Annotated in this window: 23 protein-coding genes; 15 read left to right on the top strand and 8 right to left on the bottom strand. The window is 70.4% G+C overall.

Going from position 1 to position 25,076, the window contains the following annotated elements:
• Positions 1-42: 42 nt before the first annotated feature.
• From FHR33_RS09505 to FHR33_RS09495, 3 genes are read left to right on the top strand one after another with little or no spacing between them, the layout of a single operon-like run.
• The gene (locus tag FHR33_RS09505; RefSeq protein WP_183645590.1) at positions 43-1,164 is read left to right on the top strand and encodes a LolA family protein; all 1,122 of its coding nucleotides are present in this window, start codon (positions 43-45) and stop codon (positions 1,162-1,164) included.
• Positions 1,161-2,114: an ABC transporter ATP-binding protein gene (locus tag FHR33_RS09500; protein WP_183645589.1), complete on the top strand. Its 954-nt coding sequence runs from the start codon at positions 1,161-1,163 to the stop codon at positions 2,112-2,114. The genes FHR33_RS09505 and FHR33_RS09500 overlap by 4 nt, the downstream gene beginning before the upstream one ends.
• The gene (locus FHR33_RS09495; protein WP_183645588.1) at positions 2,101-3,126 is read left to right on the top strand and encodes a DUF2705 family protein; all 1,026 of its coding nucleotides are present in this window, start codon (positions 2,101-2,103) and stop codon (positions 3,124-3,126) included. Before FHR33_RS09500 ends, FHR33_RS09495 begins: the two co-directional genes overlap by 14 nt.
• A gap of 186 nt (positions 3,127-3,312) precedes the next feature.
• On the opposite strand, the gene FHR33_RS09490 is transcribed toward FHR33_RS09495, so the two are convergent.
• Positions 3,313-4,059 carry a YcnI family copper-binding membrane protein gene (locus FHR33_RS09490; RefSeq protein WP_183645587.1) on the bottom strand — a complete coding sequence of 249 codons (747 nt, stop codon included), beginning with the start codon at positions 4,057-4,059 and terminating at the stop codon, positions 3,313-3,315.
• 40 nt (positions 4,060-4,099) lie between these two features.
• Positions 4,100-4,681, bottom strand: coding sequence for an MFS transporter (locus tag FHR33_RS09485; RefSeq protein WP_183645586.1), 582 nt, complete (start codon positions 4,679-4,681; stop codon positions 4,100-4,102).
• 96 nt (positions 4,682-4,777) lie between these two features.
• Here FHR33_RS09485 and FHR33_RS09480 point away from each other — a divergent pair, with 96 nt between their 5' ends.
• Positions 4,778-5,257, top strand: coding sequence for a hypothetical protein (locus FHR33_RS09480; protein WP_183645585.1), 480 nt, complete (start codon positions 4,778-4,780; stop codon positions 5,255-5,257).
• On the opposite strand, the gene FHR33_RS09475 is transcribed toward FHR33_RS09480, so the two are convergent.
• Genes FHR33_RS09475 through FHR33_RS09465 form a run of 3 tightly spaced genes read right to left on the bottom strand, consistent with a single transcriptional unit; the run spans position 5,251 to position 7,508 of the window.
• Complete coding sequence (locus tag FHR33_RS09475) at positions 5,251-5,994, bottom strand: ABC transporter ATP-binding protein (RefSeq protein ID WP_183645584.1); 744 nt, start codon at positions 5,992-5,994, stop codon at positions 5,251-5,253. The genes FHR33_RS09480 and FHR33_RS09475 overlap by 7 nt on opposite strands.
• Before the next feature lies 1 nt (position 5,995).
• Positions 5,996-6,784 carry an ABC transporter permease gene (locus FHR33_RS09470; RefSeq protein WP_183645583.1) on the bottom strand — a complete coding sequence of 263 codons (789 nt, stop codon included), beginning with the start codon at positions 6,782-6,784 and terminating at the stop codon, positions 5,996-5,998.
• A complete protein-coding gene (locus FHR33_RS09465) occupies positions 6,777-7,508 on the bottom strand; it encodes an ABC transporter permease (RefSeq protein WP_312895435.1) in 732 nt (243 codons plus the stop codon). Before FHR33_RS09465 ends, FHR33_RS09470 begins: the two co-directional genes overlap by 8 nt.
• Before the next feature lie 581 nt (positions 7,509-8,089).
• On the opposite strand from FHR33_RS09465, the gene FHR33_RS09460 reads away from it, so the two are divergent.
• The 5 genes from FHR33_RS09460 (at position 8,090) to FHR33_RS09440 (ending at position 13,989) form a co-directional block, all read left to right on the top strand.
• Positions 8,090-9,055 carry an alpha/beta hydrolase gene (locus FHR33_RS09460; protein ID WP_183645582.1) on the top strand — a complete coding sequence of 322 codons (966 nt, stop codon included), beginning with the start codon at positions 8,090-8,092 and terminating at the stop codon, positions 9,053-9,055.
• A gap of 47 nt (positions 9,056-9,102) precedes the next feature.
• Positions 9,103-9,912, top strand: coding sequence for a siderophore-interacting protein (locus tag FHR33_RS09455; RefSeq protein WP_183645581.1), 810 nt, complete (start codon positions 9,103-9,105; stop codon positions 9,910-9,912).
• 197 nt (positions 9,913-10,109) lie between these two features.
• Positions 10,110-11,630: a serine/threonine-protein kinase gene (locus FHR33_RS09450; protein ID WP_183645580.1), complete on the top strand. Its 1,521-nt coding sequence runs from the start codon at positions 10,110-10,112 to the stop codon at positions 11,628-11,630.
• Positions 11,631-11,738: 108 nt separating this feature from the next.
• Entirely contained in the window at positions 11,739-13,493 is a 1,755-nt protein-coding gene (locus FHR33_RS09445) for a PKD domain-containing protein (protein ID WP_183645579.1), read from the top strand.
• A gap of 40 nt (positions 13,494-13,533) precedes the next feature.
• Positions 13,534-13,989, top strand: coding sequence for a hypothetical protein (locus tag FHR33_RS09440; RefSeq protein WP_221241030.1), 456 nt, complete (start codon positions 13,534-13,536; stop codon positions 13,987-13,989).
• 42 nt (positions 13,990-14,031) lie between these two features.
• On the opposite strand, the gene FHR33_RS09435 is transcribed toward FHR33_RS09440, so the two are convergent.
• Both FHR33_RS09435 and aceA read right to left on the bottom strand, forming a co-directional pair.
• Positions 14,032-15,240 carry an MFS transporter gene (locus FHR33_RS09435; protein ID WP_183645577.1) on the bottom strand — a complete coding sequence of 403 codons (1,209 nt, stop codon included), beginning with the start codon at positions 15,238-15,240 and terminating at the stop codon, positions 14,032-14,034.
• 136 nt (positions 15,241-15,376) lie between these two features.
• Positions 15,377-16,660, bottom strand: a complete 1,284-nt coding sequence (gene aceA, locus FHR33_RS09430; RefSeq protein WP_183645576.1) for an isocitrate lyase — start codon at positions 16,658-16,660, stop codon at positions 15,377-15,379.
• A 216-nt stretch (positions 16,661-16,876) separates the two neighbouring features.
• Between aceA and FHR33_RS09425 the strand changes: the two genes are divergently transcribed.
• The 3 genes from FHR33_RS09425 to FHR33_RS09415 all read left to right on the top strand — a co-directional run bounded on the left by FHR33_RS09425 (position 16,877) and on the right by FHR33_RS09415 (position 19,983).
• Positions 16,877-18,349, top strand: a complete 1,473-nt coding sequence (locus tag FHR33_RS09425; RefSeq protein ID WP_376773120.1) for a helix-turn-helix domain-containing protein — start codon at positions 16,877-16,879, stop codon at positions 18,347-18,349.
• Between the two features lie 92 nt (positions 18,350-18,441).
• Positions 18,442-19,377 carry a glucosyl-3-phosphoglycerate synthase gene (locus tag FHR33_RS09420; protein ID WP_312895434.1) on the top strand — a complete coding sequence of 312 codons (936 nt, stop codon included), beginning with the start codon at positions 18,442-18,444 and terminating at the stop codon, positions 19,375-19,377.
• Positions 19,378-19,983 carry a class I SAM-dependent methyltransferase gene (locus FHR33_RS09415; protein ID WP_183645574.1) on the top strand — a complete coding sequence of 202 codons (606 nt, stop codon included), beginning with the start codon at positions 19,378-19,380 and terminating at the stop codon, positions 19,981-19,983. It abuts the gene before it with no gap.
• A 19-nt stretch (positions 19,984-20,002) separates the two neighbouring features.
• Here the strand turns inward: FHR33_RS09415 and FHR33_RS09410 are convergent, their stop codons facing one another.
• Positions 20,003-20,599 carry a TetR/AcrR family transcriptional regulator gene (locus FHR33_RS09410; RefSeq protein ID WP_183645573.1) on the bottom strand — a complete coding sequence of 199 codons (597 nt, stop codon included), beginning with the start codon at positions 20,597-20,599 and terminating at the stop codon, positions 20,003-20,005.
• A gap of 68 nt (positions 20,600-20,667) precedes the next feature.
• Between FHR33_RS09410 and FHR33_RS09405 the strand changes: the two genes are divergently transcribed.
• The 3 genes from FHR33_RS09405 to FHR33_RS09395 all read left to right on the top strand — a co-directional run bounded on the left by FHR33_RS09405 (position 20,668) and on the right by FHR33_RS09395 (position 24,346).
• Positions 20,668-21,861 carry an MFS transporter gene (locus FHR33_RS09405; protein WP_183645572.1) on the top strand — a complete coding sequence of 398 codons (1,194 nt, stop codon included), beginning with the start codon at positions 20,668-20,670 and terminating at the stop codon, positions 21,859-21,861.
• A gap of 155 nt (positions 21,862-22,016) precedes the next feature.
• Complete coding sequence (locus FHR33_RS09400) at positions 22,017-23,228, top strand: acyl-CoA dehydrogenase family protein (protein WP_183645571.1); 1,212 nt, start codon at positions 22,017-22,019, stop codon at positions 23,226-23,228.
• Between the two features lie 557 nt (positions 23,229-23,785).
• Positions 23,786-24,346 carry a hypothetical protein gene (locus FHR33_RS09395; RefSeq protein WP_183645570.1) on the top strand — a complete coding sequence of 187 codons (561 nt, stop codon included), beginning with the start codon at positions 23,786-23,788 and terminating at the stop codon, positions 24,344-24,346.
• Positions 24,347-25,076: the final 730 nt, after the last annotated feature.

The raw sequence follows: 25,076 nt of genomic DNA, 5'->3' as shown, positions 1-25,076 counted from the left end.
TCACGCACTGTTGAGAGGTAAGCAATACCGTGAAGGAGTGAGATGTCCAGAGGCAAGCTCGTGAGGTGGGGAGTCCCGATGGCGGCCGTGGCCGTCATCGGCGCCGCGATAGGCGCGGGGCCGGTGATCGCCGCGGTCAGCGGAGACCCGGTCCTGCCGGAGCGCTCGGCTCAGCAGCTGCTGGCGGAGGCGGCGGCCGCGGTGCAGAAGGACGGACTGCCCCCGATGTCGGGGACCGTCCTGGAGACCGCCTCCCTCGGCCTTCCCGCCCTCCCGCAGACCGCGTCGGCAGGATCCCCGATCGCCCTGCTGTCCGGATCCCATGAGGCCAAGGTCTGGTACGGCTCGCGCGACCAGTTCAGGCTGGCCGTCCCCGGGCCGATGAACGAGACCAACGTCATCGTGAACGGCGACCAGACCTGGGTGTGGGACAGCCAGTCCAACACCGCCACCCGGGTCAAGATCGCGCCCGGCGCCGAGAAGACGCACACCGCGGCCCCGACCGGGCCCTCGATGACCCCGCAGCAGGCCGCCGAGCAGCTGCTGTCCAAGGTCGGCGAGCACAGCGTGGTCAGCGTCACCAGCAACACCCAGGTCGCCGGCCGCCCGGCCTACGAGCTGGTGCTGGCGCCCAAGGAGGCGGGCTCGCTGGTGCAGGACGTACGGCTGGCGCTCGACGGCGAGACCTACGTCCCGCTGAGGGTCCAGGTGTACGCCAAGGGCTCGGCCGAGCCCGCCTTCGAGGTCGGCTTCACCCAGGTCACCTTCTCGGCTCCGGCGCCCGAGAACTTCGCCTTCACCCCGCCCGCCGGGGCCAAGGTCGAGGAGAAGACGCTCGGCTTCTCGAAGGACGAGGAGAAGCACGACTTCGCCGAGGGCGAGGTCAAGACCGTCGGCGCCGGCTGGACCACGGTCGCGGTCCTGCCCACGCCGAAGACCCCCGCGGCTCCCGCCCAGGGGCGGAGCGAGGGGCAGGGGCAGGGCCAGGAAGCCGCCGCCGCGCTCGACACCGTCCTGCGCTCGGCCACCCCGGTGAGCGGCGCGTGGGGCAGCGGCAAGCTGATCAGGACCAAGCTGGTCAGCGCCCTGTTCACCGACGACGGCCGCCTCCTGGTCGGCGCGGTCACCCCCGAGGAGCTCACGAAGGCGGCAGGCGCCAAGTGAGTGTGACGCTGGAAGCAGGGGCGCCCTCAGGGGCGTCCCCGCCCGCGGGGGACGACGCGATCGTCACCGAGGGGCTCACCAAACGCTTCAAGGGGGGCCAGGTCGCCGTCGACGCCCTCGACCTGGCCGTGCCGCGAGGCTCGGTCTACGGCTTCCTCGGCCCCAACGGGTCGGGCAAGACCACCACCATCCGCATGCTGCTCGGCCTGGTCACGCCCACCTCGGGCAGCTACTCGGTGGTGCCGCTGCCCAGGGTCGGAGCGCTGGTCGAGGGGCCCGCCTTCTACCCCTACCTGTCGGGTGAGGCCAACCTGATGCGCTACGACGCGGCCGATCCCACCGCGCCGCGCCGTACGGCCAGGACAAGGGTCGCGGCGGCGCTCGACAGGGTCGGGCTGTCGGCCGCCGCGGCCAAGCGCTACCGGCACTACTCGCTCGGCATGCGCCAGCGCCTGGCCATCGCCGCCGCCCTGCTCGGCCCGCGCGAGCTGCTCATCCTCGACGAGCCGACCAACGGGCTCGACCCGCAGGGCACCAGGGAGGTGCGCTCGCTGGTGAAGGAGATCGCCGCCGACGGCACCACCGTGTTCGTCTCCTCGCACCTGCTGGGCGAGGTCGAGCACATGTGCACGCACGCGGCCATCATGCGAGCCGGCAGGCTGGTCGCGCAGGGGACCATCGCCTCGCTGAACGGCGGTCGCGCCCCGCGCGTCAGGGTCGAGACGCCCGACGGGGCCGACGCGGCCAGGGTCCTGCGCGGGCTCGGCCTGTCGGCCGTCGCGCACGACGGCCATGAGGTGAGCGCCGACCTCGGCGGGCACGCCACCGAACGGCTCAACGCCTCGCTGGTCGAGGCGGGCGTGGCGGTCCGAGGCCTGTCGGTCGTACGGCCGAGCCTGGAAGAGGTGTTCGTCGGGCTGACCGGGGAGGGTTTCGATGTCGAAGGTTGAGCCTGAGGTTCGCGACGTGGAGGCCGGTGAGCCGCCGCGCGGCGGCGGGCCGCGGCGGATTCCGGGGCTGGTGCCGGTGGCCGAGTCAAGGCTCACCGCCGAGGTCGGGCCGCGCGCCGACCTGCCGGGCCGGATCGCCCTGCAGGGACCGCCGGCCCTACCGGTCCCCACGCAGGACGGCGGGACCGGACCGGTTAGCGCCTTCCTGCGCATGCTCGGCTCGGAGCTGAGCCTGACCTTCCGCAGGCCGCGCAACCTGGCCATGCTCGCCGTCCTCGCGGTCGTTCCCGTCATTCTCGGCGTGGTGCTGCGCCTCATGGGCGACGACCTGGCCGACGGACCCGGCGGCCTGATCCAGCAGGTGACGGGCAACGGCTTCTTCCTGAGTTTCATCTCGCTGTCGGCGCTGGTACCGCTGCTCATGCCGGTCGCCGTCGCCGTCGTGGCCGCCGACTCGGTGGCGGGCGAGGCGAGCGCGGGCACGCTGCGCTACCTGCTGGCCGCTCCGGCCGGCCGGACGAGGCTGCTGGCGGTGAAGTACGTCAACGCCGTGCTGTTCTGCCTGGCCGTCGCCTCGGCCGTGTCGCTGGCCGCGCTGGTCACCGGCCTGATCCTGTTCCCCGCAGGGCCTGTGACGCTGCTGTCGGGCGTGGCGATCCCGCTCGGCGACGCCCTGCTGCGGATGCTGATCGTCATCGGCTACGTGACGGCGGGCATGGCCGCGCTGGCCGCCGTCGCGCTGGCGCTGTCGACGCTGACCGAGGCGCCGATCGGCGCGATCGCCGCCACCGTGGTGCTGGTCATCTCCACCCAGGTGCTCAGGGTGATCCCCCAGCTCGACGTGGTGCAGCCGTATCTGCTGCCCAACTGGTGGGGCGACTTCGACGCCGTGCTGCGCGACCCCATCGCCTTCGACGACCTGAGCTCGGGACTGCTGGCCTTCGGCGCCTACATCCTGCTGTTCGGCTCCCTCGCCTGGGCCCGCTTCACCAGCAAGGACATCACCTCCTGAGGCCGCCGCGCCGCGACCGCCCACGGGGATCCCCGGCTTCACGGCCTCACGCGGCCGTGGGCCGGGGTTTCCTGGTTCATGAGCCGTCCTCGTGAGCCGTCTTCGCGCGCCGTCTTCGCGCGCCGTCTTCGTGAGCCGTCGTCGCGCGCCTCGGGGGCCCATGCGTTCACGGGCCCCCGCAGGACGTCAGGCCGAGCGGCGGCGCAGGCCCATGAAGCCGATCACCACGCCGATGACGCCGACGACCAGCCCGGCCCCGCCCAGCAGCCTGGCGGTGCCGTCGGAGGACGAGCCCGACGCCGCCACCGGCGCCACCGAGGGAACGCCTCCGGTGCCGGCCGGGGTGGCCTCGCCACTCGCGGCGGACGGCGACGCGGAGGCCGTGCCGTGCGCACCGTCGCCCGAGGCGGGTGTGAGCTTGAGCAGCGGAGCGGGCTTCTCCGCCTCGCTGCCGTCGGCCTTGGGCTCGTCGTCCCACTGCACGACCTCGCCGCCCGAGTAGGTCTGGGTGGTGGGGAAGAGCAGCTGCGTGGTGTCGGTCGGCAGCTGGCCCATCGACACCTCGAACTCCTGGAACTGGCCCGGCTTGATCTCCCCGCCCGACCAGACGACCTTGGTGACCGCCTCGGTCAGGTCGCCGTACTCGGTCTTCACCGGCTTGGGCAGCTTGCCCTCGGTGACCTTGACCTCCCAGCCCGGCACCGGCTTCACCGAGACGAAGGCCAGCGGATGGTCGACGGGGAAGGAGACCTCGATCTTGGTGGTCGAGGCGTTGTCGCGCTCGTTCGGCACGCGGAAGGCGACCTTGGTGAACCCGCCCTGCTCGGCGCTGCCCGGGTTGATGGTGACGTGGGCGAGAGCGGGGATGGCCAGGCCGAGGGAGAGGGCGGTGGCGGCGGCGAGCACGCCGGCCGTACGACGGAAGGTGGACATGCGGAAACTCCACTTGAAGGACGAAGGAAGGGAAGAGGCGTCAGACAGCGGGAAGTGGAGGACCGCGTCTGCTGACGATGTGGCGAAGGACGGCGCGGCGGCCTGCGACGCGGGGGATCGCGCGGACCGGCGCCTGCCGGATCGAGATCGTGGCGGGCGCGGGGAGCAGGCCGACCAGCCGGTGGCCGAGGCGGCGCAGCAGCGACCAGAGCGCGGCCTCGCCGCGCGCCAGCCACCAGCCGGTGATCAGTGTCGCCGTCAGGTGGGCGAGCAGCATGCCCAGGTCTTCACCGAGCCTGGAGCCGAGGCCGGCGCCGAGCGCCGAGCCCAGGCCGGTGCCGTGCCCGTGGGCGAGGGTGAGGACCGCGCCGCCGCCTTCGGGGGCGAACAGCTCGTGCAGCCCCGCCTGCAGCCCCAGGAGCATGAGGTTGATCGTCGAGGTCGAGCGCTCCCTGCCCGACAGCGCCAGCGCGAGCGCCATGACCGTGCCGCCGCCCAGCCCGAGCGCCCACAGCGGGGGCCCGTCACCGCCGGCCACCAGGTGACCGAGCGCTGCCAGCAGCACGCAGACGGCCGAGAAGGCGGCCGCTCGCGTGAGCCGGAGTGGAAGGTTGGCGCGCATGGGTGCCCGTATGTTCTCACGGGGCCCATACAGCTGTGTTCAATGCCTGGAAGAAGTGTCTGCTTTGTGGCTAGGGTCAGGGCTGAGGTGAGGAATTTGCGGCATTTCGCTGGATTGCTTCTCGGCGTGATCGTGACCGGCGCCCTGCTGGTCGGGGGCGGCTGGGCAGCCCAGCAGGCACTGACGGTCGCGCCGGGCACGGCCGCGCCCGTCACGGGCACGCGCCTGTGGATCGCCCTCGCCGCCATGGCGGTGGTCGGCCTGGTGCTCGGGCTGGTGGTCGTGGGCAGGGTCTCGCCGCTGGCCACGTTCGTGCCGTCGATGGTCCTGCTGGCCTGGACGGTCGTCTACGCGCTCGACGTGAACAGGGCGCTGTCGTTCATTCCCGACGAGCCCTCGATGCACCAGGTGGTGCTGGAGGCGGGCGCGGGCAACGTGACGCTGCTGACCACCGGCGTCTACGCCCTGCTCGGCGTGCTGATGTTCCTGCCCGTCCTGATGCCCTCCCGCTGGTCGCGCAGGCACGACGACCTGGACGACGACTACGAGGAGGCCCAGGAGGGCAGTTACTACTGACCCGCGCGGGTGTAGAGCCTGGTCACCACCTCCTCGATCGTCTCCTCAGGCGAGGTGGCCATCAGCTGCTCGAGCGAGCCGTCGAAGGCCAGCCGCCCGTGGTCGATGACCATCACCCGCCTGCACAGCCGCTCGATGTCACCCAGGTCGTGTGTCGTGAGCAGGACGGTGGTGCCGCGCTCGGCGTTCACTCGCAGGAGGAACGCGCGGATGCTGTTCTTGCTGATCACGTCCAGCCCGATCGTCGGCTCGTCGAGCACGAGCACGTCGGGCGCGTGCAGCAGCGCGGCCGTCAGATCGCCGCGCATGCGCTGGCCCAGGCTGAGCTGGCGCACCGGCGTGCGCAGGAACTCCGCCAGGTCGAGGGTCTCCACCAGCTCGTCGAGCCGTTCACGGAACACCTTGCGATCTACTTTGTAAAGGAGCCGGATCAGTTCGAAGCTGTCCTTGAGCGGCAGATCCCACCACAGCGTCGTGCGCTGCCCGAACACCACGCCGATCCTCCTGGCCAGCGTCGTGCGCCTCCTCGAGGGGTCGAGCCCCGCCACACGCACCCGCCCCGAGGTGGGGGTGAGGATGCCGCAGAGCATCTTGATCGTGGTCGACTTGCCCGCCCCGTTGGGGCCGAGGTAGCCGACGAACTCTCCAGGCTCGACCCTGAACGACAGATCCCGTACGGCGTGCACGAGCGCGCGCTTGACCTTGAACGAGCGTCCAGCCCGGTCCAGTTCGATCATGCTAACTCCCCGTCGATCGGTAGCGGCGAACGCCCTGGCGCCAGGCGAGGGCGGCCAGCAGCGCGAGAAGGAGGGCGGCGAGAGGCCCGGCGAAGCGCAGGAACCCGGGCGTGCCGAACGGGTCGTCCCTGCCCAGGACGTACAGGCCCGGCTGCCAGTTGATGAAGGCGAGCGGCACCACGTAGGTGACCCCTCGCACCAGGTCGCGGCCGTAGACGCTGAACGGGTACTGGCTGAGCTGGCCGCCGCCGTAGGTGAAGGCGTTGCACACCTCGGGCGCGTCGGTGACCACGAACTGCAGCGCCCCCGCCAGGGTCCAGAGCGAGGCGAAGATGACCATGGCGGTAGCGATCATGACGGGGACCATCCAGACGCGCTGCCACGGCACGTCGAGTTCGGCCATCGCCACGCCCAGCACGATCACGGCCTGGAGCACCCGCCCGATCCTGGTGGGGGTGAACCTGTCGACGGTGGTCTGCACCCAGGTGGAGGCGGGCCTGATGAGGAAGGCGTCGAAGGTGCCGGCCTTGATGTGCTGGCTGATCCTGTCGATGTTGCCGACGCACATGTCCACGGAGGAGAAGGCGATGTTGGCCGCGCCGTACAGGAAGAGGACCTCGGGGCGGGTGAACCCGGCCAGGGAGGTGGTGTTGGCGAAGACGACGAGGATCACCCCGACGTCCACGGCCGCCAGCGCGAAGCCGAAGACGACCATGAGCGCGAAGGAGACGGGATAGGCCGCCGCCGCGCGGGTCCAGGTCCAGGCGAGCAGGGCGTAGGTCCTAACCACCCTGGATCACCACCTTGTGCCTGATCGCGTGGGTGGCGAGCGCGCCGAGCCCGAGCAGGACGGCCGCCCACAGCGCCTGGAAGGCGAGCGCGTCGGCGAGGTCGGCCTTGCCGAGGTAGACGTCGGCCGGCACCTGCACCATCGCGGCCCAGGGGAGCGCGGAGGCGAGGTCGCCGAGCCAGCCGGGGAAGATCGACAGTGGCACCATCATGCCGCTGAAGAAGGTCGTCAGCACCAGCGACACGGTGGCGATGCCCCTGTCGTCGGTCAGCCAGCACACCGACAGCGCCACGAGGTAGCGCCAGGCGAAGCTGACCAGGACGGCGAGCAGGAAGCTGGCCAGGAAGGCGGCCCACTGCCCCGCGCCTGTGGGGAAGACGATGCCGAACATCAGTGCGCCGAGCATCGTCGGCGGGATGCCGCGCACGAGGAGCAGGTAGGCGGCCCTGCCCAGGTCCTCGGCGAGGGAGCAGGCCTGGAGGGAGGCGGGGCGGACGAGGTCGAGGGCGATGTCGCCGCTGCGGATGCGTTCGGGGATGGTCAGGCCGCCGCCGAACAGCTGCATCGGGCCGATGAAGGCCTGGGTGATGAAGCAGAACGTGACGGCGTCGATCACGTCGTAGCCGGCCAGGCCGGGTCTGGCCTGCCAGAGGGCGATCAGGACGTAGGCGCGCAGGATGCCGAAGACGCTGTTGGTGAACGCTCCGGCCACCGCGGCCCACACGTAGGTGGCGTGTTTGCGGAAGCCGTACCGGACGAGCCGGGCGTAGAGGGAAATGGTGCGTCACCTCCGGTGAGTGATGGCATGGCGACAGCCCGTGGCCGGGTCGGGGCACGGGTGGTGGAGCGGTAATTATCGGCTCAAGGATCAGCGGTCGGCAAGGCGATAAACCGGGCGCGGACCTGACCGGGTGCCGTCGATCGCCTTCGCCGTCCTGCCGGGCTCAGTCGTCGCTGGGGCCGCCCGCCACGCCGACGGCGGGCGCGGGCCGGCACGCCCGGGGCCCGCCGTTCGTCGCCGGCCGCAGGAGCGCCCTGCCGAAGCGGGCGTGAAGAGCGGCGATGCCAGGGCAGAGGATCGGGACGGCGTCGTAGGGTCGCCGCCCCGCGCGACGGTGGTGGCCCTCGACGGCGAGATCGCCGGGCGCGCCGGCGGCCGGCGACGCGATGGTGCGGTTCGATCCCCGGCTTTCCCGGCAGGGGGCGCCTGGCGGAAAGGATCTCACAGCACCACCGACATATACCGAAAATATAGGAGTTGCTTACTTGCCGGTAGAACGATCCTCTAGAGGGAATTCTTCAGTTGTGCGGTCTGAGATCGACCTGGACGTCTGTCCCGACTATCCGTTCAGCTGGCAGTGCAGGGCGCTCAACGGCCTGCTCCGCGGCACGCTGAAGCCGGCCTCCAGCCTGCTTCTGCGTCACCCCCTGGCCATCACGGCCTGCTCCAGGCTCGGCGAAATCATCAGGCTGGTCCCGATGCGCCAGCCGGGGCACGTGAGCATCGTTCCTCATCGCTCGGGCGAGTGGGTCCGCGCCGGCCATGGGCTCGACGAGCGCAAGGTGCTGCTCTACTTCCACGGCGGCGGGTACTTCAGCGGCTCTCCCGCCACCCACCGGCCGATCACCTGGCGGCTGTCGGTGGTCGCGCGGCGGCCCGTCTTCGCCCTCGACTACCGGCAGGGCCCGATCCACTCGCTCGCCGAGTCGCTGCAGGACGCCCTCGACGCCTACGGGGAGCTGATCGAGCGCGGTCACGAGCCGGGCGACATCCTGTTCGCGGGCGACTCGGCGGGCGGCCACCTCACGCTGGCGACCCTGCTCGCGCTGCGTGACAGGAACCTTCCGCTGCCGGCCGCCGCCATCTGCCTGTCACCGTGGGCCGATCTGAGCGACACCCCGCGCAGGGCCAACCGCTGGATGGATCCGATGCTGCCCGCGGGCAGGGTGGAGTGGCTGGCCAAGCGGTGGACCTCCGGCCTGGACCCGCGAGATCCGCTCGTCTCGCCCGTCTACGGCGACTACACGGGGCTGCCGCCGCTGATGATCGTCACAGGCTCCACCGAGGTGCTGCGCGACGAGGACCGCAGGGTCGCCCTGCGCGCCCGTGAGGCGGGTGTGCCCGTGACCTACGAGGAGTGGCCGAGGATGCCGCACGTCTTCGCGATCCTGGCCGATCTCCTGCCGGAGGCGCGCCTGGTCTACCGGCACATGGCCCGCTTTCTGGCCGCGGTCGAGAACCCAGGGGCGGAATCTTCGCTCGCCGCGTGACGTTCCAGTTGTAGGTTAGGCAGACCTAACTACGCTGGAGGGGTTCGATGACGGAACATCGTGGTGTCGTGCTGCGCACGGAGCGGCTCACGCCGCACATGGTCCGCGTGGTGTTCGGCGGCGAGGGGCTGGCGCGGTTCGCCACCGAGGGGCTGACCGACCACTACGTGAAGCTGGTCTTCCCCTGCGAGGGCGTGGACCTCCCGACGCCCTTCACCATGGCGGGCTGCAGGGAGAGCATGCCGCGCGAGCACTGGCCCAGGCTGCGCACCTACACCGTGCGCGTGTGGGATCCGGCCGCTCGGGAGTTGACGATCGACTTCGTGGTGCACGGCGACGAGGGCCTGGCCGGGCCGTGGGCCGAGGCGGCGCGTCCCGGTGACGAGCTGTACCTGCTGGGCCCCGGCGGCGGCTACGCGCCGAGCCCCGACGCTGACTGGCACCTGCTCGCCGGCGACGAGAGCGCGCTACCGGCGATCGCCGCCTCGCTGGAGGCGCTGCCGAGCGGCGCGACCGCGCGGGTCTTCATCGAGGTCGAGGGCCCCGAGGAGGAGCAGAAGCTGGACGTGCCCGTCGTCTACGTGCACAGGCAGGGCGGGCCTAGGGGCGACAGGCTCGTCGAGGCGGTGCGCGGGCTGGACTTCCCCTCGGGCAGGGTGCACGCCTTCGTCCACGGCGAGGCCGCGTGCGTCAAGGAGCTGCGCCGCTTCCTGCGGGTGGAGAAGGAGATCCCGCTCGACCAGCTGTCGATCTCGGGCTACTGGCGCCTGGGCGTCGACGACGAGGGCTGGCGCTCGGTCAAGAAGGACTGGAACCGCCAGGTCGAGGCGGAGGAGTCGGCGGCTCTGACGGCCTGACGCCCCAGCGGTCACACCAGACCCGCCACATCCCTCATATCACAGCGTTTACTAACTTCGGGGGAAGATTCGCCTTACCTGCGATACCCCTTGTGACACTCCCGGAGAAAAGCCTCACCCTGCCCGGACACAGTGTGCAGTGACTGTGCCCCTAAGCAGGAGAGGCGAGGTCCCGGATGGCACGTGGATCGAGCGGTATGCCGGCAGGCGTGCGGCCGCTGACGGTGGGCGACCCGGTGATCATCGGCAGGTACCTGTTGCTCGGCCGTCTGGGGACCGGTGGCATGGGCGTGGTCTATCTGGCCGAGCACCCCCGAGGCGGGCTGGTGGCGCTGAAGACGCCGCACGCCGTCCACCTCAACGACCCCACGCTCCGTGCCAGGTTCGCCGAGGAGGTGAGGTTCTCCCGCCGCGTGGTGCCCTTCTGCACCGCCGCGGTGATCGAGGACGGCACCGACCGCGACCGCCCCTACCTGGTCTGCGAGTACATCCAGGGCCCCGCGCTGTCCCAGGTCGTGGTGGCTCGCGGCCCTCTCACCCCCGACCTCGCCTACGGCGTCGCGCTCGGGGTGGCCGCCGCGCTGGTCGCGGTGCACGACGCGGGCCTGGTCCACCGTGACCTCAAACCGGGCAACGTGCTGCTGTCGCCCGAAGGGCCGCGCGTCATCGACTTCGGCATCGCCCGCGACGTCGACACCGTCGCCGTGCACACCCAGGCCGGGCAGGTCATGGGCAGTCCCGGCTGGGTGGCGCCCGAACGGCTGACCGGCGGGCCCGCGGTGCCCGGCTCGGACGTCTTCGCCTGGGGCTGCCTGATCGCCTTCGCCGCCACCGGCCACCACCCGTTCGGCACCGGCGAGCCCGACGTGCTGACCCGCCGCATCATGCTGGAGGCGCCGCGGGTGGAAGGGGTGCCCGCGCTGCTGCGTCCGGCCGTGGAGGCCGCGCTGGCCAAGGATCCGGCCGAGCGGCCCAAGGCGGCCGACCTGCTGCGCGCGCTGCTGGCCGCGGGCGGGGTCGGCGATCCTTGGGACCTGAGGGCGGCGGTCGGCAGGGTGCTGGGCGAGATCTGGTCGCCGGTGCCGTACCCGCCGGGAGCGGGCAGGGTGCGCCTGGCGCAGGCGGCGCCCGAGGCCGAGCGGACCGAGCCGCGCCGCCGCCGCGCCAAGGCAGGCGCCCACCTGTCGCACGCCAGCTTCGCGGCGCTGGCGACCGTCTCGATCGCGGCGCTGACGGTGGCCGCGGCCGGCGGCGGAGGCGTACGGCTCGACGGCGCCACCCAGCCGCCTGAGAGCGCTCCCTACGTCATGCCGAACGGCACGGCCAGGTCGACGATCAATCAGGGCACGCCCACGGAGGACACGGCGCAGCCGCCGCCCGCCGGGCCCTCGGTCACCCCGACCGTCGTCGTCACCCACACCAGGACGGTCGGCCCTTCCACGTTGCTGCCCGCCAGGACCGAGACGCGGAGGGTCACCTGGCCCGAGCACCACGGCAGGCCGCCGGACGTGCCCGGCGACGGCGACCCAGGCGACTGCGTGAACCCGGCGGGCAAGAAGCGCGGCAACCGCGACTGCCCTCAGCCCTCCTCCGGCATCACCACGATTCCGCAGGAGGGGCCCGGCGAGGAGCCGGGACCGTCGCCCTCGGTGAGCGTCACACCGACCGACCAGGGCACACCGTCCGCCACGGAGCAGCCGTCGAGCTCAGGAAAGTGAACGAACCGCAGCAAAGGCGGTTGATGTGACGCAGGTGGACTGTCGAGTTTTCTGTGTCCATAGATGCAGGTGGGTTTCCGGGGTTTCTTCGCTGGTCAGCCTCTTTGTGTGAAACGTGCAGATCGCAGCCGTGCCGTACGGCTGGCCATGGTGTTCTCTCTCGCCCTCGCCTGCGCCCAGCTCCCGCAAGCCGCCGCAGCGGTCGCGGCGCCCACGGCGACCTGCGCCTTTCCCGCCAGACACCTGACGCTCGACCGGGGCGCGGTCCTGGCGCTGGAGGTGAGTGTCGCCAACACCGGCGCGGCCGACGCCACCTTCACCGCGGCGATGCGCGCCAACGACCTGTTCGGCGCCGCGCACACCGTCCTCACCCGCACGGTCGGCGCGGGACAGGGCGCCGAGCCGAACGCCCACCTGGCCACCACCGCGGCCTCCTTCGGCACCGCCGAGGTCACCGTGGACATCACCTCGTCGGCCACGGGCGCCACCGTGCTGGGCTCCTGCACGACCAGGCTCACGATCAGCCCCGACACCGACGGCGACGGCCTGCTCGACGCGTGGGAGACCCAGGGGATCGACGGCGACGGCGACGGCGTCGCCGACCTCGTGCTCACGGGTGCCGACCCCCGGCGCAGGGACATCTACCTCGAGCTCGACCACATGACCGCGCACGCGCTGCGGCCCGAGGCCCGTCAGGACGTCGTCGCCGCCTTCGCGAACGCCCCGCTGGCCAACCCGGACGGCAGCAACGGCATCACCCTGCACATCGACGAGGACGAGGAGATCGCCCATCAGGACGACCTGACCACCTGGGCCGGCTTCGACGCCGTCAAGTCCGCCTCGTTCGGCACGGCCGCCCAGCGCCAGAACCCCAAGGCGCTGGCCGCCAAGCGGCTGGCCTACCACTACGCGCTCTTCGCCCACCGGCATGACAGCAGCACCTCGTCAGGGCGGGCCGAGATCCACGGCGACGACATCCTGGTGACGCTGGGCGCGGACACGTGGGGGTTGAACGACGAGGGAACCCACCACGTGGGCAGCACGAGGCAGCAGGCGGGCACGCTCATGCACGAACTCGGCCACAACCTCGGCCTCCTGCACGGCGGCGACAACGACGTCAACTGCAAGCCGAACTACATCAGCGTCATGAGCTACGCCTTCCAGACGGGCTACATCCCGCAGGCCGGCGGAGGACGCAAGCTCGACTACTCCACCCAGGAGCTCAGGCCGCTCGAGGAGCCGCGCCTGCTGGAGAGGGACGGCGTCGGCGACGCGGGGCGGAACATCACCTACTGGAGCTCCGACGGCGGGGCGGGTGGCTGGAGCAGTGGCCAGGCCAACGCTGGGCTCGACTGGGACGAGGACGGCGCGCAGGATCCCGATCCGGTGTCCGTGGACGTCAACAACCTGGGCATCTCCGGCTGTGGCCCCAGCGCGGGCCAGACGCTCACGGGCTACGACGACTGGCAGCGCCTCGACCTCAACTTCCGCGACGACGCCGACTCCGGCAGGGGCCCGCACGCGCCGGCCCTCTCCGAGCTGACGGGGGAGAGCGCCAGCAGGATCGAGGAGCAGATCGCGGCCGCGCTCGCGCCCAGGGCGGAGGCCGGGGGACCCTACGTCACGCAGGGGAGGGCGGCCGTCACCTTCCAGGGCTCGGCCAGGGACCCCGACTCGTCCGAACTCACCTTCGCGTGGGACTTCGGTGACGGCGCGGTCGGCACGGGCGCCACGCCATCCCACACCTACGGCGGCGAGGGCACCTTCACCGTGACCGTCACGGTGACCGACTCCAGCGGCCTGTCCGGTAAGGACAGCGCCACGGTCACGGTCGGAGGCGCCGTCGCTGCCGGCTCCTCCTGAACGCGATCAGCATGGGGCGAACGCCGCGATCGGCGGCATAATGCCGCTCGTGGAACTTGCCATCGACCCGGATCGTCAGGTGAAGTCTCTCGCCTGCGACTGCTGCGAGACCCCGTTCGACCGGGTGACGGGGTTCATCAACAACGAGAACGGCGCCTACGCGATCTACTTCGCCTCCTGCTACCACCATGACGGCGTCCACGACGCGTGGATCGACGTCATCATGGACGACCACTGGGACGCGGACGCGCCCGCCACCCGTCCGGGGGCGGGGCGCGTCACGTTCGGCTGCAGGGTGGGGCCGGTGGAGGGGCATGACGGCGTCGCCTGCTCCCTGGTCGGCGCCGCGCGGCTCGCCGCCGACATCCCGCTGTACGGGCGCAAGCTCTCCAGGGGCGAGGCTCTCGACCACCCCTGGCTGGTGGCCTACTGGGACACCGTCGACCACATCCTCGAGAACGACCCGACGGTGAGCGCGCACCTGTACGGCGTCTGAGAGGGCGGGCGTCGCCGCCGGAGCGGCGTGATGGACGGACGGTCAGCGGTGACCGGGGTGGGCTTCGGGGTGCTTGCCGTACCGGAGGGACAGCGCGCCCGCCGCGCAGACCAGCAGCGCCCCCGACCAGACGATGGAGGCGGCGACGCCGGTCACCTCGGCGACCAGGCTGCCCGCGACGACCCCCGCGATCGTGAAGTTCACCATGACGGCGTTGAGCAGGGCCACGCCGCGCCCGCGCAGCTCCTCGGGCAGGTCGCGCAGCAGCGTGTTGGCGACGGGCACCTGGAACAGTCCCGAGCCGAGCCCGGTCAGCAGGCACCACAGCCCGATCACCGCCAGGTGGCCGCTCCACTGGACGGGGGCGAGCGCGAGCAGCGACAGCCCGAACACCACGATCGAGGCCGTCAGCAGGCGGTCGGGATAGCGCCGCAGCAGCGCGGGGCCGATCAGGGCGCCGACGATGGAGCCGCCGCCGAACAGCGCCTGGGCCAGGCCGTAGGAGAGCGCGGGCAGCTCGAAGACGGTCAGCAGCTGGGCGTTGAAGTTCGTGGTGAACAGCCCGAGCACGAGCATGGCGGGAACCAGGAAGACCGCCAGCCTGCGCAGCGACGCCACCCCGAGCACGCCGCGCACCCCCGCCCGAAGCGCCCCCCAGTACGGCTCGCGCGCCCCTGCCGGCAGCTCGCGCAGCACGGCCATGCTGCCCAGCAGCGCGGCGGAGAGCAGGAAGGTCGCCGCGTCGATCATCAGCACCACCGGCACGCTGCCGACCGCGACCAGCAGACCGCCGAGCGCGGGTCCGAGCAGGTTGATCGTGTGGCTGGTGCTCTGGAACAGCGCGACCGCCGACGGGATGCTGTGCCGTCCGACGATCTTGGGGATGGCGGCGATGCGGGCGGTCTCGAAGAAGGCCTTGCCGACGCCCTCGAGGAAGATCAGGACGAGCAGCAGCCACGCCGAGCCCAGCGCGGGGATCATCGCCAGCACGATGAGCACCCTGGCCAGGTCGGAGCCGATCAGCAGCACCCGCTTGGGCAGCCGGTCGGTCACCGGTCCCACGAAGGCGCCGAGCACGCCCGAAGGCAGCAGCTGGGCGACGATCACCAGCGCGATCAGCACGACGGGGGCGTCGGTCAGCGTCGCGGCGACGTAGATGAGGGTGACCCTGGTGATCGCGTCGCCCAGGAACGACACGACGACGGCCAGCCAGTACCGGAGATAGACGCGATCCCTCAGCAGTTCGAGCACTCGTGGGAGCCTAGGCCGCTGAAGGGCGGATACTGCCAGAAATCACCCAGAGCGGAAAAGCCCCGGTTCCGCGGGCGCGCGGAACCGGGGCTGTCGCCGGGGAACCCTCCCATGCCCTAGGAGGAATCGGCGAGTCTCAGTGGGCGAACTGCTCCTCCTCGGTGGAGCCCTTGAGCGCGGTGGTCGAGGAGTCGGGCGCGATCGCGGTGCTGACCAGGTCGAAGTAGCCGGTGCCGACCTCGCGCTGGTGCCTGGTGGCGGTGTAGCCGCGCTGCTCGGCGGCGAACTCGGCCTCCTGCAGCTCCACGTAGGCCGTCATGCCGTCGGAGGCGTAGCCCTGGGCGAGGTTGAACATCGAGTAGTTCAGCGAGTGGAAGCCGGCCAGCGTGATGAACTGGAACTTGTAACCCATGTGCCCGAGCTCGCGCTGGAACTTGGCGATCGTGGAGTCGTCCAGGTGCTGCTTCCAGTTGAAGGAGGGCGAGCAGTTGTAGGCCAGCATCTGGTCGGGGTACTTCGCCTTGACGGCCTCGGCGAACTCGCGGGCCACGTCCAGGTCGGGCGTGGAGGTCTCCATCCACAGCAGGTCGGAGTAGGGGGCGTAGGACAGGCCGCGGTCGATGCAGGCCTCGACGCCGTTGCGCACCCTGTAGAAGCCCTCGGCGGTACGGTCACCGGTGGTGAAGCGCTGGTCGCGGGGGTCGACGTCGCTGGTCAGAAGCGTCGCGGCCTGGGCGTCGGTCCGCGCGATGATCAGTGAGGGGACGCCTGCCACGTCGGCCGCCAGGCGGGCCGCGTTGAGGGTCTTGATGTGCTGGCCTGTCGGGATCAGCACCTTGCCGCCGAGGTGGCCGCACTTCTTCTCCGAGGCGAGCTGGTCCTCCCAGTGCACGCCCGCGGCGCCGGCCGCGATCATGCCCTTCATCAGCTCGAAGGCGTTCAGCACGCCGCCGAAGCCGGCTTCGGCGTCGGCCACGATCGGGGCCAGCCAGTGGGTGTCGTCGGACCCCTCCGACCAGGTGATCTGGTCGGCGCGCAGCAGCGCGTTGTTGATGCGGCGCACGACGGCGGGAACCGAGTTGGCCGGGTACAGCGACTGGTCGGGGTAGGTCTGCCCGCCGAGGTTGGCGTCGGCGGCCACCTGCCAGCCGGACAGGTAGATCGCCTTCAGCCCCGCCTTCACCTGTTGCACGGCCTGGTTGCCGGTCAGCGCGCCGAGTGCGTGGACGTAGTCCTCGGTGTGCAGCAGCTTCCACAGGCGCTCGGCGCCGAGGCGGGCAAGGGTGTGCTCCTCCTGGACGCTGCCGCGCAGGCGGATGACGTCCTCGGCGGTGTAGGTGCGCTCGGTGCCCTGCCAGCGAGCGTCGCTCTCCCACTCGCGCTGCAGCTGCTCAGCGGCTCCCTTGAGGCGATCGTTCATTTTTCACTCCTTTGTCGTCCCCTGGGTGCTTGTTCCGAGTCTGTGCCCGGGATCGAGGAGTCAACAGGCTTGATCTTGCAGAAGAATCGTGAAATTTCTCCTCAGGATGATACTCACCGGTATTCAATGCAGAAGAAATTGCGAGTTTTCACTATGGACTAGACCAATCGAGCGGCGCTCTGGAAGATGCGGGGATTTTTCGTTTAGGATCCCGACATGGCCCCCTTGCTCGGCGAAGAACCGCTGTCTTTGACGCAGGAGCTCGATCTCATCGCCTTCGGTCAGAGGCTGCGCCACCTGCGCAAGCAGCGCGGCCTGACCCTCTCCGACCTGGGAGGACGGGTCAGCAGGGCGCCCAGCCAGCTCTCCCTGCTCGAGAACGGCAAGCGCGAGCCCAAGCTGTCGCTGCTGAAGTCGCTGGCCACCGCGCTCAACGTGCCGGTCGAGGAGCTGCTGCGCCGCCAGCCCCCCAACCGACGCGCCCAGCTGGAGATCGCGCTCGAGGAGGCCCAGCGCGACCCCATCTACACGAGCCTGGGCCTGCCGCGGCTGAAGGTCTCCGCCCGCGTGCCCAACGACGTTCTCGAACACATCCTCGGCCTGTACGGCGAGCTGCGCGCGAGGCAGGCCCGCGGCACCGCCACCCCTGAGGAGGCGAGGGCGGCCAACGCCGAACTGCGCCGCAGGCAGCGCGAGCGGGGCAACTACTTCCCCGACATCGAGAAGGCCGCCGCCGAGGCCCTGGCCGCCGTCGGCTACCGGGCGGGCGCGCTGTCCCAGAGCACCGTCCAGGCCCTCGTCACCCACTTCGGCTACACCGTGCACACCGTGCAGGACCTGCCGCGCTCGGTCCGCTCCATCACCGACCTGCGCAACCGCCGCATCTACGTCAAGCACGAACAGCTCGGCATGCACTCCCCCCGCACGATCCTGCTGCAGACCCTCGGCCACCTCGCGCTCGGCCACGACAAGCCGCGCGACTTCGCCGACTTCCTCCAGCAGCGCACCGAGGCCAACTACTTCGCCGCCGCCGTCCTGGTGCCCGAGCGCACCGCCGCGCAGTTCCTCCAGGAGGCCAAGCAGGACCGCGCCCTGTCGGTGGAGGACCTGCGCGACGTCTACGCCGTCTCCTACGAGATGGCCGCCCACCGCTTCACCAACCTGGCCACCCACCACCTCGACCTGGTCTGCCACTTCGTCCGCAACGACGCCGGCGGCACCATCTACAAGGCCTACGAGAACGACGGCATCGTCTTCCCCGCCGACGAGCAGGGCGCCATCGAGGGGCAGCGGATGTGCCTGCAGTGGTCGGGACGCCAGGTCTTCCTCTCGCCCGACCGCTTCTCGGTCTTCTACCAGTACTCCGACTCGCCGACCGGCACCTACTTCTGCGTCGCGCACGTCGACCCCTCGCGCGAGCGGGACTTCGCGATCACGCTGGGCGTGCCGTACAGGGAGTCGCGGTGGTTCAGGGGGAGGGAGACGACGAACAGGACGCGCTCCAACTGCCCCACGGGCGACTGCTGCCGCCGCCCTCCGACCGAGCTGGCCCAGCGGTGGGAGGGATACGCCTGGCCGTCGGCGCGGGCCAACTCCCACGTGCTCGCCGCGCTGCCGCCTGGCTCGTTCCCCGGCGTGGACGAGGCCGACGTCTACACCTTTCTCGAACGTCACGCCGCCCAGGCGTAGCGGGCCTTCCCCTCCGGGCCCCACCCCTCCGGTGGCTGGCCGTACGGGCGACTCTAAGCTGATGAATGGTGAGATCGACGGGGGAGGGGCTCGTGCTGCCTGAGGTGGAGGCGTGGTTGCGCGGCCGTACGTCCTCGGCCGACGACTGGCCCCTTCACGCGCTGCTCGAGCGCAAGGGCGCCACCACCGTCAGCGTCGTCCTGCCGGCCCGCGACGAGCGGGCGACCATCGGCACGATCATCCGCGTGATCAGGCGGGAGCTGCGCGGCCTGGTCGACGAGGTCGTGGTGATCGACTCCCGCTCCTCCGACGACACGGCCGCGGTGGCCGCGCGCGCGGGGGCCGCGGTCCACGCCCAGGACGAGATCCTGCCGGAGCTCAAGCCGCTCGACGGCAAGGGCGAGGCGCTGTGGAAGTCGCTGGCCGTGACCTCGGGCGAGCTGGTCGTCTTCGTCGACTCCGACCTCAGGGACTTCCGCGCCTCCATGGTGACGGGCCTGCTCGGCCCGCTCCTCGACGACCCCTCCGTCGTGTACGTGAAGGGCTGCTACGACCGGCCGCTCCTCGGCGCCCCCACCGGCGGCGGCAGGGTGACCGAGCTCGTGGCCAGACCCCTGATCAACCTGCACTGGCCACAGCTGGCCGGCTTCGTCCAGCCGCTGGCGGGAGAGTACGCGGGCCGCCGCTCCGCCCTGGAGCGCGTCCCCTTCATCACCGGCTACGGCGTCGAGATCGGGCTGCTGATCGACCTGCTCGAGATGGCCGGCCTCGACGCGCTGGCCCAGGTCGACCTCGGCTCGCGCGAGCACTCACCGCAGTCGACAGAGGCGCTCGGCGCGATGGCGGGGCAGATCATGCTGGCCGTCTGGTCCCGCCTCGAACGGCAGGGCAAGATGATCCCGCTGCACGAGCCGTCCGCCAGGCTCTCGCAGTTCAGCCGCGCGGGGAGCGGCCACAAGGTGACGACCAGGGACGTCTCGATCGCCGAGCGTCCTCCGATGATCACCATGGCGGGTAATCTCCGGTAGATGAGCAGATGGAACGACCTCACCGGTGGCACCTCGGGCAAGGAGTACGCCGGCAGGTTCGAGGCGCTGGCCGCCACCGGCAAGGACGTCCACGGCGAGGCCCGCCTGTGCGCCGCGCTCGTCCCGCCGGGCTCGCGCGTCCTGGACGCGGGATGTGGCACAGGCAGGGTCGCGATCTGGCTGGCCGAGCAGGGCTACGACGTCACGGGCGCCGACCTCGACCCTTCCATGCTCGACGTCGCCCGCGCCAAGGCCCCCGGCCTCACCTGGATCGAGTCCGACCTGGCCGACCTCGACCTCGACGACGCCTTCGACCTCGTCGTCGCGGCGGGCAACGTGATCCCGCTGCTGGCCGAGGGCGCCGAGCCGCACACCGTCTCACGCCTGGCGCGCACGCTGAGGCCTGGCGGCCTGCTGGTCGCCGGGTTCGGGCTGGACGCCGCGCACCTGCCGGTGCCGCCGAGCGTCACCCTCGCCGACTACGACGCCTGGTGCGAGACCGCGGGGCTGGTGCTGGAGCGTCGCCTGGCCACCTGGGACGGCAGGCCGTACGACGACGGGGACTACGCGGTCAGCATCCACCGCCGCCCTTCTTCCCCGCTCTAGCGGTCGGCTCTCCTCTGCTCTAGCGGTCGGCGGGTGCGGCCGGCGCGCCGGCCTCGATCGCCGCGGCGACGAAGGCCGCCACCTGGTCGCGTCCCGCCTCGGCGTCGGCGAAGTCGTCGCCCAGCATGATGCGCCCGAGCTGCGGCATCATCGACGGCCACAGCGCGAGCCCGGTGAGCGTGTAGAGCAGCCTGGCGATCTCGGGGGAGACCTCTCTGCCGAGCCCTCGCGCCAGTGACTCCGCCTTCTTCCCGCACCGCTCCGCCCGGGCCTCGAAGCCGGGCAGGTCGGGGCCGCGAAAGTTCAGCGCCTCCCACATCAGCAGCCGTACCAGCTGGGGGTGCTCGCGGTAGTAGTCGGTCAGCTTGGCGACGTACTCGACAGGGTCGCTCGGCATCGCGATCTGCTCGGTGAGGTCGTTGATCGCGTCGGTGACCACCGCGTCGAAGAGCATCTCCTTGGTGCCGAAGTGACCGTAGATGCGCTCCTTGTTGACGCCCGCTCGTTCGGCGATGCGGTCCACCCGCGCTCCGGCCAGGCCGTAGGCGGCGAACTCCTCCCCTGCGGCCTTCAGTAGAGCGGCCCGGGTGGCGGCGGTCGAGTCCTTCGTAGCCATGGTCGGCATTCTATCGGGACCAACTAGTTGGTTGACGTCCAACTAGTTGGTTGGCTACTGTCCGATCCATGAGTACAGCGACCTTGAGCCGTCCCGCCCCCGCGGCGCCCGCATTCGCGCCCACCTTGACCGTCTTCATCCTGACCGCGTTGCTCGTCAGCGGCCAGCTGTACGTCGTGATCCCGCTCCTGCCCGACATGGCGGTCGGCTGGCACACCGATCCGGGCGCACTCACCTGGCTGGTCACCGCCTTCGCCATCGGCTACGCCATCGGATTCCTGCTGTTCGGCCCGCTGTCCGACCGCCTCGGCAGGCGCAGGCTCCTCATGATCGGCATGCCCCTCGCCGCCGTGGCCACCGCGCTCGTGGCGATCAGCTCCGATCCTGGCGTGGCCATCGCGCTGCGACTGGTCCAGGGGGTGGCGGTGGCGACCTTCCCGCCCGCCGGCATGGCCTACCTGGGAGAGTCCGTCGAACCCCGCCGCAGGGTCGTCGCCATCAGCGCGATCACCGGCGCCTTCCTGGCCTCGGCCGTCCTGCTGCAGGTCGCGGGTCAGCTCCTGGTCGGCTCCGTCGGCTGGCGCGGGCTGTTCGTCCTGTCCGCGATCGGGCTCGCGCTGGCCTGGCTCGGCCTGCGGGCCGTCATGTCGCCCGACCGGCCGCGCGAGCAGCGCGGCTCGCTCATGGCGACCTACAGGGTCGTGCCCTCGCTGCTGGCCAACCCCGCTCTGGCGCTGCGCTACCTGGCCGTGCTCGTCCTGCTCGGCGGCTTCGTCGCCGTCTACACCGGACTCCAGCTGTCCGGCGTCGTGACCTCCTCCGGCGAGCTGCTCGGCCTCAGGGCCGGCGGACTGCCGTCGATCCTGCTGATCCCGCTGCTCACGCCCTGGCTGGCCCGCCTGTCGGCGCCGGTCCGCGCGACCGTCTTCCTGCTCCTTGCCGCCTTCACCCTAGCCGTCACCGGCGCGACGGGTCCCGGCGCGGTCGGCCTGGCGCTGCTGCTCGCCCTCTACGTCGCCGCGATCACCGCGGGCCTTCCCGCGCTCAACGAGTCGATCGCCTCGCTCGCCGAGAGCTCGCGCGGCACCGCGCTGGCGCTGTTCTCCTTCTTCCTGGCCGTGGGCAGCAGCCTCGGCCCGCTCGCGGCGGCCGCGTTCTCCCGCTTCGACCTGCTCATGTACGGCCTGGCGGGCGTCATGATCGTGGGCGCGCTGGCCGTCCTCGTGTCGACCCGGCTGGCGGCAGGAGGCCGCCGGGTGTGAGCTGGGGTCCGGAGGTGTCGAGTCAGGTTCCCCCTCGGGGTGGCCGCGGGTGGCGGGTTCGGGACGGCGGCGGGTAGAGTCAGCCCTGTTACCACCGGTAACGCCATGGTTTTGGGCATACCGGCATAAAAGACCACGTAAGCGGGAGTGGCGGGATGACCGGCTTCTGTCCAGAACTCAGCGACGACGTCATCGACGTGCGGAAATGGGTCCACGAGTTCGCGCGCGACGTCATCCGTCCAGCAGGCGCCGAATGGGACGAACGCGAAGCGACCCCCTGGCCGGTCATCCAGGAAGCCGCCAAGATCGGCCTCTACTCTCTCGACTTCTTCGCCACCCAGTGGTTCGAGGAGAGCGGGCTGGCCCTGCCCGTGGCGTTCGAGGAGATCTTCTGGGGCGACGCCGGCATCGGACTGTCCATCGTCGGCACCGGCCTCGCCGCCGCCGCCCTGTCCTCCGGCGGTACACCCGAGCAGATGGGGGAGTGGCTGCCCCAGATGTTCGGCAGCCCCGACGACGTCAAGCTCGGCGCCTTCTGCGCCTCCGAGCCCGACGCGGGATCGGACGTGGGCGCCATCCGCACGCGTGCCGTACGGGACCCCTCAGGAGACTGGATCCTCAACGGCGTGAAGACCTGGGCCACCAACGGCGGCATCGCCAACGTGCACGTCGTGGTCGCCTCGGTCGATCCGGAGCTCGGCACCCGCGGGCAGGCCTCGTTCGTCGTCCCACCCGGCACCCCAGGGCTGTCCATGGGACAGAAGTTCCGCAAGCACGGCATCCGCGCCTCGCACACCGCCGAGGTCGTCCTCGACGACGTACGGCTGCCCGCCTCCTGCCTGCTCGGCGGCCAGGACAAGCTCGACGCCCGCCTGGCACGCGTACGGAAGGGGGAGAGGGCGGGGGAGCAGGCCGCCATGCGGACCTTCGAGACCACCCGCCCTTCGGTGGCCGCCATGGCGGTGGGGATCGCCCGCGCCGGCTTCGAGTACGCCCGCGACTACGCCCGCGAGCGCGAGCAGTTCGGCAGGAAGATCGGCGAGAACCAGGCGATCGCGTTCCTGCTGGCCGACATGGCCACGCGGGTGGACATGGCCAGGCTCCTGACGTGGAGGGCGGCGTGGATGGCGCGCAACGGAAGGGCGTTCGACCAGGCGGAGGGGTCGATGTGCAAGCTGGTGGCGGGGGAGACGGCGGTGTGGGTGACGGAACAGGCGATCCAGATCCTGGGCGGGGCGGGATACACCAGAGAACACCCGGTGGAGCGCTTCCACCGCGACGCCAAGATCTACACCATCTTCGAGGGGACGTCGGAGATCCAGCGCCTGATCATCGGCCGCGCCGTCACCGGGCTACCGGTGCGGTGAGAACTCCCCATGTCAGAGGGGTGGCGTGAGTGCCGGACAGTTTCGCACCACGCCTCCCCTGGTCGACAAAGCATCGGGAGTCAAAGTCCAGTTCTGCCTCAGTTCTGCCTCAAGAACCTTCGGGCCGCCGGAGCTGTCGATCGATGGCCTAGCGTGCCCGGGCGTGTGACGAAGGCAGTATGTGAGCGTAGACACGGAGAGTGAGCGCGGGGGCAACGTGCCCCGAGTATTCGGACAAGTCCTTGATGGTCACGCCGCCGGCCAAGGTGACGTTGGCGAAGTAGTGCGAAGCTGGTGTGCGCTCTGCTGCCGGGTCGTGACGTACCTTCGCCTGCCTCGTTTGTTCTTGACCGGCTCGGAGATGACCCCGGCCGCGACGAGCGCGGGCTTCCAAACGGTCTCGTCGTAGTTGCGGTGCCGGACGTGTAAGTCGTCGGTTGCCCAACGGAACAGCAGGTCATGAGTGCGTGGCTTCGCGCCGAGCGAGGAGGCCGCCGGTGTCTAGCCGCAAGCCGGCCCGGAAGCCGAGGCCGAAGACGTACGGAGTAGGCGACCGCGTGCAGCTGCGCGGTGCGTACGGCGTGGTCGGCAGCGTCGTGGAGGTGATCCGCCGCAGCAAGCCTGCGTTCTTCGGCTACCTCGTCAATCTGAACGGCAAGCCGGTCGAGCTGGCCGGTACCGATGTCGTCGAGCCGCCGCGGCCGCTGCTGGAGGAGTCCCGCCGCTGGCAGGAGGACCTTCTCGGGTGGGAGCACGTCGCGCTGCTCGATGACGCGCGGCTGGCCCAACTCCGTATGGAGTGGACCGAGGTGTACAAGGCGTTGGCCAAGCTGCGGCCGGACATGATCCCGCACCGGGGGGACGGCGTTCAGCCGGTGCACCGGGTGAGTATCCGGAAGACCACCGAACGGTACGAGGCCTGGTCGTCGAACGGCGCCCACCTGCGGGTCCGTGAGCGGCACAGCTGGTGGCTGCGGTGCCCTTGCGGGCACGTCGAGGTCACCGAGTCATCGCAGAGACCATTCACAAATACGAAAGGGCAGGAGCCACAACCGGCTCCTGCCCTCATCTGCTGGGTCTGGCTTACCGTCGGCCAGGGTCTAATCGCCTGTTTCTGATGTGGCGCTCAGAAGATCATGAAGCGTTAGCACAGATCGCGACGACACTAACCGACACAGATTGGTCGGTGGGATTGTTAAATGTGACCGCCCATCCGTCGTTCTCCAATGTGGCGGTGTCTTGCGACGTGTCTACTGCTGGATTTCCCGACGAGTACCCTCCGCCCAATACCACCTTGCCCGGAGAGCATCTGGTAATGGCCTGGTAGGTAATCCTGTTAGGCGGAACTACGTACCCGACGCCATTGACTTCGTATCCGGCGAGCCCGGGCGGACCCTGCTCGCCCCTGTCGCCCTTAGGGCCTCGGTCGCCCCTGTCGCCCTTAGGGCCTCGCGCGCCTGGAGGACACTTCTTGCAGTGGCCGCGATGACGATGACAGCGCGAGCAGCCAGCATGCAAGAGCGCCTTGTCGCTTGAGAGAACCGCGCGCACCTGCCCGGTGACAGCGTGCGCGGACACCTGAGTTGACGAAGTCAGGGCAACCCCAACCATCGCCGTGATAACTGCTAGGGCGAAGGAGTATACCCGCTTGAATTGAATTTTTTTGTTGCGAGGAATCATCTAGCTTCCCTGTGCTGAGTCTGCAGTGATCGTGACGGCGCCATACAGCAGATACCCGGAAGATGAACCAGAAACGCATTACTCGGTTGATGTCAATGCAAATATTGTCGCCAGATAGTAATTAGGTCATATCCGGCCATTCGGTGCCATAGGCACTTATGTTTCGCA

The sequence above is a fragment of the Nonomuraea dietziae genome (assembly GCF_014195505.1).
GTDB lineage: Bacteria > Actinomycetota > Actinomycetes > Streptosporangiales > Streptosporangiaceae > Nonomuraea > Nonomuraea roseola.
Note: the sequence above shows the minus strand (reverse complement) of the source record. Positions and strands in the feature narration are given on the sequence as shown.

Excerpts from the sequence above, each read along its gene's own strand:
- FHR33_RS09505 (WP_183645590.1), top strand. The coding sequence starts at position 43 with ATGTCCAGAGGCAAGCTCGTGAGGTGGGGAGTCCCGATGGCGGCCGTG.
- FHR33_RS09495 (WP_183645588.1), top strand. The coding sequence starts at position 2,101 with ATGTCGAAGGTTGAGCCTGAGGTTCGCGACGTGGAGGCCGGTGAGCCG.
- FHR33_RS09490 (WP_183645587.1), bottom strand. The coding sequence starts at position 4,059 with ATGTCCACCTTCCGTCGTACGGCCGGCGTGCTCGCCGCCGCCACCGCC.
- FHR33_RS09485 (WP_183645586.1), bottom strand. The coding sequence starts at position 4,681 with ATGCGCGCCAACCTTCCACTCCGGCTCACGCGAGCGGCCGCCTTCTCG.
- FHR33_RS09475 (WP_183645584.1), bottom strand. The coding sequence starts at position 5,994 with ATGATCGAACTGGACCGGGCTGGACGCTCGTTCAAGGTCAAGCGCGCG.
- FHR33_RS09455 (WP_183645581.1), top strand. The coding sequence starts at position 9,103 with ATGACGGAACATCGTGGTGTCGTGCTGCGCACGGAGCGGCTCACGCCG.
- FHR33_RS09450 (WP_183645580.1), top strand. The coding sequence starts at position 10,110 with ATGCCGGCAGGCGTGCGGCCGCTGACGGTGGGCGACCCGGTGATCATC.
- FHR33_RS09440 (WP_221241030.1), top strand. The coding sequence starts at position 13,534 with ATGCCGCTCGTGGAACTTGCCATCGACCCGGATCGTCAGGTGAAGTCT.
- aceA (WP_183645576.1), bottom strand. The coding sequence starts at position 16,660 with ATGAACGATCGCCTCAAGGGAGCCGCTGAGCAGCTGCAGCGCGAGTGG.
- FHR33_RS09425 (WP_376773120.1), top strand. The coding sequence starts at position 16,877 with ATGGCCCCCTTGCTCGGCGAAGAACCGCTGTCTTTGACGCAGGAGCTC.
- FHR33_RS09415 (WP_183645574.1), top strand. The coding sequence starts at position 19,378 with ATGAGCAGATGGAACGACCTCACCGGTGGCACCTCGGGCAAGGAGTAC.
- FHR33_RS09410 (WP_183645573.1), bottom strand. The coding sequence starts at position 20,599 with ATGGCTACGAAGGACTCGACCGCCGCCACCCGGGCCGCTCTACTGAAG.
- FHR33_RS09405 (WP_183645572.1), top strand. The coding sequence starts at position 20,668 with ATGAGTACAGCGACCTTGAGCCGTCCCGCCCCCGCGGCGCCCGCATTC.
- FHR33_RS09400 (WP_183645571.1), top strand. The coding sequence starts at position 22,017 with ATGACCGGCTTCTGTCCAGAACTCAGCGACGACGTCATCGACGTGCGG.